The sequence below is a fragment of the Sphingobium sp. RC1 genome (assembly GCF_059738765.1).
Genome location: NZ_AP027306.1, coordinates 758,437 through 772,084, shown reverse-complemented (window position 1 = coordinate 772,084; position 13,648 = coordinate 758,437). Strand labels below are relative to the sequence as shown.

7 protein-coding genes are annotated in these 13,648 nt (G+C 57.6%); 1 reads left to right on the top strand and 6 read right to left on the bottom strand.

Annotated features, from left to right (window positions below; genetic code table 11):
* Window positions 1-434: 434 nt before the first annotated feature.
* A complete protein-coding gene (locus tag AC6JBC_RS03810; protein ID WP_498025478.1) occupies window positions 435-2,720 on the bottom strand; it encodes a TonB-dependent receptor in 2,286 nt (761 codons plus the stop codon).
* A gap of 595 nt (window positions 2,721-3,315) precedes the next feature.
* Between AC6JBC_RS03810 and AC6JBC_RS03805 the strand changes: the two genes are divergently transcribed.
* On the top strand, window positions 3,316-4,596 hold the full coding sequence (locus tag AC6JBC_RS03805) for an MFS transporter (protein ID WP_498025476.1): 1,281 nt from the start codon (window positions 3,316-3,318) through the stop codon (window positions 4,594-4,596).
* A gap of 245 nt (window positions 4,597-4,841) precedes the next feature.
* On the opposite strand, the gene xylA is transcribed toward AC6JBC_RS03805, so the two are convergent.
* The 5 genes from xylA to AC6JBC_RS03780 form a co-directional block, all read right to left on the bottom strand.
* The gene (xylA, locus tag AC6JBC_RS03800) at window positions 4,842-6,155 is read right to left on the bottom strand and encodes a xylose isomerase (protein WP_498025475.1); all 1,314 of its coding nucleotides are present in this window, start codon (window positions 6,153-6,155) and stop codon (window positions 4,842-4,844) included.
* 11 nt (window positions 6,156-6,166) lie between these two features.
* On the bottom strand, window positions 6,167-7,609 hold the full coding sequence (gene xylB, locus AC6JBC_RS03795) for a xylulokinase (RefSeq protein WP_498025474.1): 1,443 nt from the start codon (window positions 7,607-7,609) through the stop codon (window positions 6,167-6,169).
* 175 nt (window positions 7,610-7,784) lie between these two features.
* Window positions 7,785-8,642: a sugar phosphate isomerase/epimerase family protein gene (locus AC6JBC_RS03790; protein ID WP_498025473.1), complete on the bottom strand. Its 858-nt coding sequence runs from the start codon at window positions 8,640-8,642 to the stop codon at window positions 7,785-7,787.
* A 260-nt stretch (window positions 8,643-8,902) separates the two neighbouring features.
* Complete coding sequence (locus tag AC6JBC_RS03785; protein ID WP_247230422.1) at window positions 8,903-11,641, bottom strand: TonB-dependent receptor plug domain-containing protein; 2,739 nt, start codon at window positions 11,639-11,641, stop codon at window positions 8,903-8,905.
* An 837-nt stretch (window positions 11,642-12,478) separates the two neighbouring features.
* Entirely contained in the window at window positions 12,479-13,615 is a 1,137-nt protein-coding gene (locus tag AC6JBC_RS03780; RefSeq protein WP_498025472.1) for a ThuA domain-containing protein, read from the bottom strand.
* Between the last annotated feature and the right edge of the window lie 33 nt (window positions 13,616-13,648).

Below are 13,648 nucleotides of genomic sequence, written 5' to 3'. Positions count from 1 at the left end.
CCTTCCACTCAGCTATCAGCATCGGATCGGAAGGATATGTAAGATTCCAACCCTCCCGCCCGCACCGTGGAATTTACATTCCTTTGCGTAAAAAACAATTCCATGGAGTGGCAGTTGCGACGCTGTAGTTTTGGCATGGCGAAGATCGCCAGTAGTCGCAGCGCTAAAGATTGCGAAATGCGCCTCATTTCAATGGAGCGGCTTAAGCTCTCACGACCCGAAGGCAATCAGCCGCTGGAAGAAGCATGTGGCGGGTCCGCCGTTGCGGTTCCCCTCCTTCTGCATTGCACTCATCATTCGTGCCAAACATATCCTTCGATCTGCACATATGACGAAGGATGTCCGGCTCGATAGAGATGTAACCTTGGGCATGCCGTGCAACACGTCAGACCCAAGGCCATCTACACTAAGATCAATGAGATGATTTGCCGTCTTTAGAAGGTCAAATCCAAGGCAACACCGAGTTGGCGAAAGCCATTATACGTCAAATTCTGAATGTGATCGGTCGGGAAGAACGGATGCCCCTGGATCGTTGATACAAAACGTTCATCCGTACAGTTTCGGCAAAATGCGCGAAGAGTCCAGTTCTTCGACTTCTCAGTCAGCGCGACGCCGATGTCGAAGGTCGTATATCCTTTCTGCACCGCATCAGGATCGCCGTTCGACAGAAAATTATATGACGACTGAGACGTAATTCCCAAGTTGAACGTCGCCGCGAAATCATCACCGAGCGGCTGTTCATAACTGACGTCCATGATCGCCTTCCATTTGGGGGCGTTCGGCAGCCTTCTTCCCGAGGAGTCCGTAACGCCATTCACGCAGTCGGCCTGCCCAAAGTAGCAGGTATCGCCTCTAAACGACACGAACCGGGCGTCCGTGTAGGCCAATCCTCCATTTAGAGTGAGGCCTTTGAAAGGACGGGCGATTACCTGTAGTTCTGCCCCGCGCGTCCGCAACTTTCCTGCGTTCTGAAGAAGAAATGATAGTGTCGTGAAATCGATACTCTGCGCTTGGAAGTTCTTGAATTCAGTTTGATATGCAGACAAGTTAATGGTCAATTTGCGGTCAAAGAGCTGCGCTTTAGAACCGATTTCAAAATGGGTCGGAATTTCAGGACGGACATAAGATAGCGAATATTGCGCATATCCCGGACCTTTATAACCGCGCGCCGCAGTGCCATATATCATCCAGTCAGGATTAAAGTTGTATTCGAGCGTTGTTCGCCATGAAAAATTCGTCTCGCTCCGGTCTTGCTCACTCACTGGCGACACTCCGAGAAGGCTTACAGCGCCGCCTCCTGCCGTGGTCTCATATTGCATATTGATGGTATCATGTGTCAGCCGCGCGCCTGCCGTCAATCGCAGCTTGTCGGTAAAACGGTAGCTGGCTTGGCCGTAAGCGGCATAGCTCCCCAGAAGCTGGCGCCAATAGCTATCCGTCCCAAGGAAAGTCGTGAAGCCTGGAGGCACCGCCTGGCCGAGCGTGGCCGACAAATCAGCATTCTGCTGCACCCGCGCTCTGAGCAAGAACAGCCCCATCTGGTAATCGAACTTGCCCCCTGCCGGAGAGGTCAACCTCAGCTCATTCGAAAACTGCTTGATCGCCAGACGTTCGCCATAGAATTGCACGAGTGGCAGCGGACTGTAGTCTGGATCAAAAGCTTGAGAGGTCTTGAACCCACGGTAGGCGGTAATGTTTGTCAACCTCAAACCGCTATCGAGTTCATAGGACGCTTTAATCTGCGCACCGCCGACCTTCAGGTTATAATATGTGGGGCCATCATAGGCGCTCTTTGAATTGCCGTAGCCAGGTTCCACCCCTAGCGGCGGCAGGACTGTCGCGACAGGACTGGTCGGATCCACTTCTCGGAAGCTCGCGACGCCGCCGCCCGAACCACGGGATTCCATATAGTCGCCGGAAACCAAGATAGATAGCTTATCGGTCGGCTCCCAGAGAAGCTTTCCGGATCCGCCGATCTGACGAAGACCGCCTTCAAAATCCGGGTTCGGAACAACATTCTTCTGCAATGCGGAATTCTTGACATAGGAAATATTGATCCGAGCCGCCGCATCTTCGGAGAGGGAGGCGTTCACAATTCCCTGAGCTCGGAACAATGACGTATCGTTCGCATTGTTAAGCTGACCATATTCCGAGAAAAGACGGAAAGAGTTGCTGCCGATCTCTGGGTCGTTCGTCCGGATATTTACGAGCCCTGCCGAGGCATTCTTGCCGAACAAAAATCCTTGCGGCCCATTGAGTACTTCGATCGCGGCCAAATCTGTAAAGTTGATGACCCCAAGCTCAGATCTTATCAAGGTGACATCATCGACCACCACGGCAACGGTCGGCTCCATGGACCGCTGGAAGCTCGATGTCCCCACGCCGCGGATCGAGAAGTTCGTTCCCTGGGCATTCGCCGCATTATTCTGAGTCACCAAGCTTGGCGTGAGTCGAGCCAAGTCTTCTGGATTTTGGACTCCTCGTTCGCGCAAGGTTTCACCCTTGATGGCCGTAACCGAAATCGGCACGTCCTGAAGCCTTTCTTCCCGCCGATTGGCGGTGACAATGATGTCGCTGGTGTTCGCAGCAGAAGGCACGCCGTCCCGCGTCGTCGAAGACGACACTTCAGCTTCACCCTGCAACTGCGCCTGATCGGGTGTCGATTGGGCAAAAACCAACCCAGGAACCAACGTCCAAGTGGCCGCAGCGCACCGCAGCATAAATCGCCTATGCATAACATCTCCCCACAAATAATTTATGGCTGTAACATGCAGTGGAATTTATGTTCCGTCAACTCTAAATATGAAATTATTCAACTCTACGGCCGCCGCCACGATCGGAGCTTACCTTATCTCCGCACGACGCCCCGCGTGGTGAAAGCGAGACGCCGCCAGCCATATGTCAACGTGGGTTATTCCCTGAACGATCCCCCGACAATATCTCGGGTGAAGTAGTCATTATAAGTTGGGGGGGGTGCGGGTCAGAGACCGGGCGGACTGCACCGCCGACCGCCCCCCACACTTCGATAAGAACGCTCTATCGTTTTATGCACGGGGCTGAAGAACGGGCAGTATGGCCCGTCGCCCGCTATACCACCGCGACTACAAAGAAATAATAATATCACTTGACTATATTTCGAACATATATTCTATCCATATCATCAGCTGTGCTCGATAGGAGAGACGTGATGCAGCATTGGCCAAATGGTCCGAAGAAGCCCCTTTTTGAGCGAGGGTTTCGAGGCGAAAAAAACTTGCCCCACTGTGGCGGCCCTAACGGTGCCGGAGTTGGGGATCGCTCCGATTGCGCCACTGTATGACTGACATGGTTCAGGCCCTGCGATCCACAAACTCGCGGAGTGATGTTCGGCGCACATCCTTTGTCCTTTTCCTGGGCATGGTGGGAATGATCGCCAGCTTCCAGGGAATGTACAACATCCTGTTACCAGCGGCGATCGAGCGCTTCGATCCTGCCGGGAAGGTTCAGGACCTCGCCATCCTAACAACATCCGCTGCAATCGTTACTATAATCGGGCTGATTATCGGCGGCATCATTTCCGATAGGACGCGCAGTCGATGGGGGCGCCGAACGCCTACTATTTTCTTTGCGGCGATCGGGTCAATTGGCTTGATGATCGCATTGGGCTTGGCACGATCAGTCTCAGCTTTGATGATCCTCATGCCCAGCGTCTGGTTCACATTGAGTCTTTATCAGGCGGCGTTGATGGCAATGCTTCCAGATCGGATACCTCCTGAACATCGTGGCCTTGCCTCGGCGGCCATCGCTGCGGGAACACCCATTGGCATCCTTGTGGGCACAAATGCAGCCGCTGCTGCAACGTCGTCCTTAGGTGGTTATCTCGTCCTGTCATGTCTACTGGCCGCGACAACATGTATCATGTTCATTGTAGCCCCGGAAAGTCCGTCTTTAGAAAGCGAGAGCAGCACGGCACAGCTGACAGTAAACCAGCATCGCGGATCTCTATTCGCCGGCTTTAAAAGCCGCAATTTTACGCTCACCTTTGTTTCGCGTTTCCTACTCTTTGTCTCTTATTTTGCGGTCACGGGATACCTGTTCTATCTTGTTCAGGACTATATTGGTACGTCCGGTTTACCCGGGCAGAGCGCGGCAACGGCGGTCACAATTTTGCTTAGTATCATGACGGCGGCATGGTTATTGGTGACGCCATTTACAGGCTATCTAGCGGACAGGGTAAATCACACCCCCCTGATTGTCGGCGCCTCGTCGATCGGCATGGGTATCGCCATCTTTGCCCCAGCCATTTCTGCAAGCTGGTTCGCTATGATAATTTTTGCTGTCGGCATGGGGGCGTGTTTCGGGATCTACTTCGCCATTGATTTGAAACTTATGTCGATGGTGCTGCCTTCAGAAGAAGCGGCTGGCCGCGACCTCGGGGTTCTTTCAGTCGCAACGTCAGCTCCCCAAGTACTGACCCCGGCGGTGGCCGGATGGAGCGTTGCTGTGGGAGGCTATCAACTGCTTTTCGCATCAGGAGCAGCATTGGCCATCCTGGGCGGGCTAACCGCGTTTTTCATCCGCGTCCGGGAATCACAAAATGTCCATGGTGGCCGATAGAGAATCGGCACTTGGGCCCAACCACTGCTCTGATAAACTGCGCCCGAATGGGCTAGCGCTGTTGATTCACCTGATGACCTACCGGCTCCCTCTTTCTCCACCTATGGCCGCCCCCTTAGCGAGAGGCGGTAGGCATCCGCTTCATATTCGGGACCGAGGTTCAGCCCGGACAATAGATGGCTGACGGTCGTCCGCCGGGAAGCCGCTAAAAATGATCCAACGATCTCCCGCCGCCCAGTCCAGCATCAGAAGCGGTTGACCATGTTTTCCAGCCACTCCTGCCGCCCGGACTTGGGCGTGGGCGCCAGATTGCGCGATACCGCAAGGTCGGCGATGGAGGCGAGCGTCGCCTCCTGCCCGTGAACCGCCTGTCCCAATTCACCCTGCCAACCGGCATAGCGTTCGGCGCGGAAGGCGTCGACGCGGCCATCCTCGATAATCGCAGCGGCCTTCACCAGCGCCTGCGCGATCGTGTCCATGCCACCAATATGGCCGTGGAACAGGTCTACAGCATCGATGCTCTGGCGGCGCACCTTGGCATCGAAGTTGAAACCGCCCGTCGTGAAACCGCCTGCCCGGATGATCTCCAGCATGGCGAGCGTCAGTTCCTCCACGGAGTTAGGGAACTGGTCGGTATCCCAGCCATTCTGGTGATCGCCCCGATTGGCGTCGATCGACCCGAAGATGCCCAGCGCACGGGCCATCGCGATCTCATGTTCGAACGTGTGGCCCGACAGCGTGGCGTGGTTCGCCTCGATATTGACGCGGACTTCATCTTCCAGGTCGAAGCGCTTCAGGAAGCCGAATACAGTCTGGGTATCGAAATCATATTGATGCTTGGTCGGCTCATGCGGCTTGGGCTCGATCAGGATCGTGCCCTTGAAGCCGATCCGGTGCTTGTGATCGACGACCAGGCTCAGGAAGCGGCCGAAATTCTCCTGCTCCTTGCCGATTTCGGTGTTGAGGATCGTGTCGTACCCCTCGCGGCCACCCCACAGCACATAGTTGGCGCCGCCAAGACGATGCGTGGCTTCCAGCGCGTCGCGAACCTGGCTTGCGGCCCAGGCATAGACTTCTGGATCGGGATTGGTTGCCGCGCCTGCCATGTAGCGCGGATGGCTGAACAGATTGGCGGTGCCCCAGAGCAGCTTGCGGCCATGTTTTCCCTGTAGCTCCTCCAGATGATCAACCGCTTCGGCGAAGCTCTTGCGGAAGGCGCCGATCGTGTCGGCATCCGCCATCACGTCGACGTCATGGAAGCAGTAGAAGGGGACGTCCAGCTTTTCGACGAACGCCAACGCAGCCTCACGCTTGGCACGGGCGGCCGATGCGTCATTGGCACCGGCGTGCCAGGGACGGCGAAAAGTGCCGCCGCCGAACACATCGCTGCCCGGCCAGCAGAATGTGTGCCAGAAGCAGACAGCAAAGCGCAGATGATCCTCCATCCGCTTACCCAAGATCATGCGATCCTTGTCATACCAGCGATAGGCAAGGTCGCTGCTGCTGTCGGGCCCCTCATAACGGATCGTTGAAAATTCGGCGAAATAGTCGGCGGACATGGGTGTTCCTTTCAGAGTGACTTGAGCGCGGCATAGGCAGCGCGAAAACGGGAGAGCCGGGGGACAAGACGTTCGGTGAGCGCCGGATCGGGCTCGATGACGTGAGAGACTGGCGGACGGGTGCAGGCTTGAGCAGCGCTGGCGCCGGTCACCGCCATCATGCCGAGCTTGGCCGCGCCGAGCGCGGGACCGACCTCTCCGCCTTCCAGATAGGCGAGCCGCACGTTGAGCGCGGCGGCAAGGATCGTGCCCCAATAGCGCGAGCGCGCGCCGCCGCCGATGACGGAAAGCTCCTCCACCGTCGTGCCCGCCTCGCGCAGCACCGCCATGCCATCCGCATGGGCGAAGGCGACACCCTCCAGCACGGCGGCGGCGATGCGGCCGGGATCGGTTTCATTGTCCATGCCGAGCAGCGCAGCCCGAATATGCGCGTCATTATGCGGCGTCCGCTCACCCGAGAGATAGGGCAGAAACAGTTCCGGCACGCTCGCTGCGCCCGCTGCTTCGGCAAGCGCGAAGAAGGCGCCCGGTCCATTGGTTCCTGTCGCGCGCACGCCCCAGTCGATGCAGGAGGCGGCGGACAGATGGACGCTCATCTGGTGCCACATGCCGGGCAAGGCATGGCAGAAGGCGTGGACGGCACTGTCGGGATTGGGGCGAAACTCGGCGGTCGCAGCAAAGATCACGCCGGACGTGCCGAGCGAGAGCAGTGCATCGCCGTCCTTGATGACGCCGACGCCCACTGCGCCCGCCGCATTGTCGCCGCCGCCCGCTGCGACGGGAGCCGGAGCCATGCCCCAGCGCTCGGCGACTTCGGCGCGCAGCTTGCCCGTGATGGCGCTCCCCTCGAACAGGCGGGGCATATGGTCGCGCGTCAGGCCGCAAGCGGAAAGCATCGTCTCGCTCCACCCTCGCGCCGCGACGTCTAGCCATAACGTACCGGCGCTGTCCGACAGGTCGGATGCCTTGTCGCCCGTCATGCACAGGCGGACATAGTCCTTGGGCAGGAGTATGCATCGCACCCGCTCGAAAATGTCCGGTTCATGCTTTCGCACCCACAACAGCTTGGGCGCGGTGAAGCCGGGCATTGCAAGGTTGCCGGTGATGGCTCGCGAATCCGGAACGCGCTGTTCCAGTTCCGCGCACTCCGCGAAACTCCGGCCATCGTTCCACAAAATGCCGGGCCGCAACGGTCGATCATCCTCGCCCAGCAGCGTGGCGCCATGCATCTGGCCCGCCAGGCCGACGCCCTGCACGCGCGCGCGCAGATCGGGCGACAGCGCCAGAACCGCTTCTTCCGTCGCGCGCCACCAATCCTCAGGGGCCTGTTCGGACCACAAGCCATGCGGACGCGACACGGTCAGCGGTGCGACACCCTGCCCACACACGCTTCCATCCTCCCCGATGACGACGGCCTTCACGCCGGACGTACCGATATCGATGCCGAGAAACATGCCTGTGCGATCCTTTTCTGAGCATAAGGTAGCGCTACAACTACTTGAGGGCTGCCTCGCCGCGATCCGTCACACTCACGGACATCCGAAAATCGAAAAGCCCCTAAATTCACAGTCGGGTCGGCGGGTTCGTGCCTCGGAGACTTTCGTACGCCTGTCGGAACACGCTGCGAGGCTAAACTGCGTCCCAACACCGGCGGATCAAGTCATAGCCTTCAGTATAGACTTCTTCCTCGTTGCTGAAGAAGTCCCGCCACACTCGCGTCGCCGCTGCGAGGTCCGACACGCCACGGCCGAACGCCTCGATCGTCAGCCATTCATCATAACCGAGCACCTTAAGCGCAGCGAGTGTCTCCCTGATCTTGGCATGTCCACGTCCCGGCGTGCCACGATCGTTTTCGGAGATGTGAACGTGAGCTAGATTACCCGAGGCGTGGAGCAAATGAAGTGCGGCGATAGGGTCTCTCTCCTCAATATTGGCGTGAAAGGTGTCGTAAAGAATACCGATTCCATCTGCCCCGATCAGCTCGGCATAGGCGATCGCCTGCTCGCACGTGTTGAGGAGGTGCGCCTCGAAGCGGTTCAGCGGCTCGAGCCCTGCCGTAATCCCGGCTTGGCTGAGTAGTGGAAGGATCTGGCGGTGCACTTCAGCGCAACGATCGAGTTCCGCATGACTGGGCTTCTCGCCGGTAAACACGCCAAGTGGCTGGAACCAAGGGCCGGCGAGCACCTTCCCGCCCAGTGCCGCGCTGCAGTCGATGACCCGCTTGAGATGATCGACTGCGCCTTGCCGCGCCGACGCATCAGGGGAAATCGGACTATGTGCTTCGTCGGGAATGATCGCGACCACTGTGCGCTCCAGCCCTAGATCGTTGAGCACTCCGCCAAGCCATCGGTAATGTTTTAAGTCGGAGGTGTCGAACACCGGCACTTCGACCCCGTCGAAGCCGGTCTCCTTGAGAGCACGGAGTACCGGTAGGTGCCCTTCGCTCACGTGGCCGGTCCAAAGTAACAGATTCATCCCTATCTTCATCTTCGCTCATTCCTTTGGAAACACAGCTGGGCGAGGGTCATGCTCGATCAGCTGTGCCCCACCGGCAAATTCTCAAGCTGATGTCTGCCAGCTACAAAAAGGTTGCAATCGATCGGCAATGACTATCGACGATCTGCAATTTTCACACACCCGCCAGTGCGGCCCATTTCTGAATGGACCGATCAACATAAATTGCTCGCTATTCCCAAAGCTGCGACCGGGCTTGCCCGGTCGCAAAAGAGTGACGACTGACTTTGGGATCAGAACTTGAAGCGGGCACCGGCGACGAAGCGGCGGCCCAACGTATCGTAGAGGCGGTAGTTGGTTGGCCCAGAAATGCTCGCGGTTGCAACGGACCGCGGATCCTGATCGAAGAGATTGGCGACGGTCCCGTAGAGTTCGAACGTGCCGATCGACCGGCGTATGGTGAGATCAGTCCACCAATTGGCTTTGACTTCGTTCTTTGAACCAGGACGTACCGACAATAATGCATTGCTGACGGTGCCGCCCCCGACATAGTGCTCCTGCAATTGAAATGCCCAAGGACCTGTCTCGTAGGAGATGCTTCCCAGACCTGTCCAATGTGGCACACCTTCGTTGCCGAAGCCTACATCGCCGGCTAGATCGAAAGCCGGAGATCCCGGCGCCTCGGTCACAAGATCATGTACATAAGTAGCGAAAAGCCGCAAATTGAGGATACCCCCTTGGGACCCGAAATTGACATTTCTCCGATAGCTGACGTCAAAGTCGATGCCGCTGGTGCGCAGGGACGAGAGATTGAGGAACGGCGTACGGATCGATACGATCGCATTGGTCGTGGGATCACGCGTCACCAGATCGCACAACGCGGCACTGCCCGCAGCGCATTGATCCACCGTTTGCTGCGGGTTCAAAGTGCTGATGACGTTAGTGATTTTGACCCGATAATAATCGATCGAGGCTGCAAAACCAGGAACAAAGCTCGGTTGCAACACGACGCCCGCAGTGAACGTCTTGCCCACCTCGGGCATGAGTTGGGCGTTGCCGCTCTGCACCGGAATGGCTGGCACGGACTGATTACCATTCTGCGGATCACGGACAATGGCGAAGCCGCTGCTTGAAGGGGAGAATAATTCCGTGACACTGGGTGCTCGCGCATCGCGCGACTTCGACGCACGAAATCTCACACCCTCGACTGGGCTCCAGACGGCTCCTGCTTTCCAGGTGGTTTGCCCGCCGCTCGTGCTGTAGTCGCTGTACCGGACAGCGAAGTTCAGATCGAGTGAGCGAACTGCGGGAAGATCGCTGAGCAGCGGCACCTGCGCCTCCGCAAACGCTTCCTTCACGTCGAAAGAACCGGCGAGCGCAGGCTGGTTGAGGAAGGCCCACGCACCAGGCAACCCGGTAAACGGGTTGGTCAGGCCGGCGAGCTGGTTCGTGAACTGCTTCAGCTTCTCTTTGCGATAACCAACGCCTGCCGCAATGCTGACCTCACCAGCTCGAGTGGAGAACAATGGCCCGGATACCGAGGCTTCGGCTGTGACCTGGGAACCTTTCCCACGATATTCCTGGGTCGGCTGGAAATAGGCCCGCTGTTCCGTTGTCAGCGGACGATCGCCAAGCAGATTATATGGCACGCATCCGTCAGTCGGGCTCGTCAGGGTGGAGCGGCAAACAATTGTGCCGTCGGGCGCGCGTACCGCGTCAATGGCTTTGGCGAAGTTGATCGTATCGAAGTTGCCATCGAGGATCGTCTCGGATGTGACGCGTCCACGTTGAACGTGGGCCTGCCATTTCCAGTTACCGGCGATCTCTCCGTCCCCGCCTAGGGACATGCGCTCGGCGGTATTGTTCTGCTCCGCGCGAAGCTGATCAAAGCGCTTGCCGATAATGACCGCCTGTTCGCCATTAGCCAGCATCTTTGTGCGTACATCGTCGGGAAGGTAGGCGTTGTCTACACTGAGGGAGAGACTCGGCGAGATGAGAGCGGTGAATGCATGCCCGATGCCCGCGGCATTATTTCCTCGCGAATACATCAAGGTTGCGTAAAGCGTCGCATGCTCACTAAACTCGTAACTCACGCGCCCATAAGCGGACGTGCGGGTTAACCCATTCGCCAATGGTATGCCCGGAGCAGGGCTATATCCCCCTCCGCCGGAGGCGACGGCACCGCTGACATTCGTTCCGAAATCATAAGGCGCAGAGGCGCCATCCGGGGTGAAGGTCGTGCCGAAGGCAGCGCCACTCAGCACCACACCTCCTAGCGGAAACGCGGACACACGCAAATCAGGGATCGTGATATATGCCGGCTGACCCGGACCAGCATTTGGGTTCGGGATGAGCCCCCGTCCACTCCTAGCCCAATCGCGTGGCGCCTTGCCAGGCCTGTTCTTGGGATCGCCGTTCAGTTCATCCGACTTCGCATGCTCAAAGCTGAACAGCACATGCCCGCGACCATCGGCGAATGATCCACCTCCAGACAAGCCGAACTTGTAGTTCTGATTGTCGCCACGCGACGTGATGCCGTACTGCGCCTCGCCCTTCAAACCTTCAAAATCATGGTCCAGGACGAAGTTCACAACGCCGGCAACGGCATCAGAGCCGTAGGCCGCAGAAGCGCCGCCAGTGACCGTATCGACTTGCTTGACGAGCGCCGCAGGGATCCAGTCGACATTCACAAATCCTACGGGTGAGCCCGCCGGGCTCGTCGTCGGCAGGCGCTGGCCATCGAGCAGGATTAAGCTTCTACCCGGCCCCAGTGACCGCAGGTTCAGGAAGTTACCGCCATAAAGGCTGCTGCCTCCTTTGGTCGGCGCTTGAGAGTTAGCAAACGCGGGCAGCTGGTTCAGCGCGTCTGCAATCGTGGTGGGCGATGAAGCTGCCAACTGTTCCGTATCGACGGTCGTGACCGGCGTCGGAGCATTCACGGCGGTCGCAACGCGAGACCCAGTTACCACGATATCGGAAGCCTGAGTTGCAGCACCTTCGGCCTGCGCTTGCACCGATTGGGCCTGCGCCATGGCTGACGAGGCGGACCCGATCACAGCGAGTGCAACTGAGGAAGTGCCACAAAGGCACCGTATAAACCCGTTCATCATAACCCCTCCTCTTTAGCCCAAGGGCAAATCCGCTCTGCGGCGACCGCCTACCTGGGTTATGCCGTGACTTACGTTAGCATCAGGCGTTATGCAATATATGTTCCGCATGGAATTCTCTCGAAATTAATATTTTATGTTTTATGCGTGCCTTTGGATTATCAGTGAAAAAATAGTCGGGCGATAAGGCGCCAGTTAAGCATTCAAGTTTCGATTATGAGGGATTTTATAATTGGTGTTTTAACACCCCTCCAAAATGTCATAAGTTCAATTGCCCAAAATCCTTGAGTTTTGAGGTGCCGCGCCCTTGCTCAAGAAAACGGCCGGATCGGGCCGCTTTTGGAAAAACACGCGACTTTTGGACACGTTTGAGGACAGGTGCAGAAGCCTGTTAGTGAACAGAAACGCACGGCCCCCAACCACCTGACGGCAGCCAGATTAGCGAGCCGCTTACCCGCGTTCATGCCTCGTCGAATTGGAAAGGATGATTCGCCGATAGAGGGCTAAGGGGTAAGCGGGTTTTAAAGAGGTGGACATCGAAGCCGTCCCTGGATTGAAGGGATCGACCTCCCAGCTCCGATGCCATAGTCGCGGTTCGCCTTGGAGAGTTCGAACATCGTGCGATGTCCGTGCACAACGTGCTTCGCACAATGCGACCGCTAGATCGTGATTTATCCGTCGCTGAGTGCCCGGGCTCTCACTGCTTTGAGCGACGTCTTGTAGGATCGGGCGGATCGTTGCAATGCGGAGATGCGCGTGGCCTCAGGGCTGCGGCGCGCATGTCCCGCGATCCGCCGCCCATTTCACTGCGGCTTCGTTCAATGCCATATTGTGTGCGTCACTATAAATTTCTGGACGATGCCCGATCGCCGAATAGAAGACCCTCCCCTTCCCGATACAATTCGTCCAAGCGATCGGATGGTCGTTCATCCGTAAGTCCTCGCCCTTTGGACCTACGGGCTTGTAGCTGCTTTCATCGAGCGTAAGTACAACCTTAGCACCCGCCGCGCGAGGATTGGTGCCGAACGAATACCATTCATCCTTCATTATCCACTCCGACGGCAAACCGGATGCGATCGGATGCGCGGGCTGCTCGACCTTGATCCTGGCATCCTGAAATTGAGGATTCATCGGATGCCCGATAAAACGCGTGCCGATCAACTTGTCGGCATACCAACCCCAAAAATAGGCCGGGTCGCCTGCCGAGCCATGCACGGCGACCAATCCTCCGCCCTTTTCCACGTAGTTCTGGAGTGCGCGGCGCTGGCTCAGCGTGAGCACATCCCCGCTAATATTGTTCCAGATGATCACATCGACTTTGCGCAATATCAAAGGCGTAATCGCGCCACCCTTGTCAGTGGTCACGATTGACCAACCGTTGCGCTGCGCCATCCCCTGAAAGGAAGCGCGTGCAGCCTCGACCGAAGGTCCGTCACGAAAGCCGTTGATCTTCTCAAACAAAAGAATTCTCAACTTGCCCCGGCTCCAAGTGAGCTTCGGCTTGTCATTGTCATAGCGTTCGCAGCGCTTCATCTTGTCAGCAGCAGTCACTGGCAGCGCGCGCAGCTTTTGTTCGAGCTGCATCAATCTGTCAGGCGACAAGCCGAGAATGCGCCAAGTATCTCTTACTGTCACGATCGCAGCGAAGGTCGGAGCTTCAGTGCTTATGAACTGCTCGGGAACTTTGTCCAAAAGTGTAGGCGCGGCTTCCATCAACATGGAACGCCCGGCGGGGCTCAACAGCACATCGACCAGCGGAGAATCGAGGGAGTAAGACGCATCTCGAAGCGGGCAGTCAGTAACTGGCCGTGCAGCCTGCGCAGGAGTTATTGCGAGGGGCGCCAGCAGAGCAGCCGCTCCGGCCATCAGTTTCCTCATCCATAGCCATTCTGCCCGCACGCGCCGGTCTCCTCACCATCGTTCCAAAAAGCC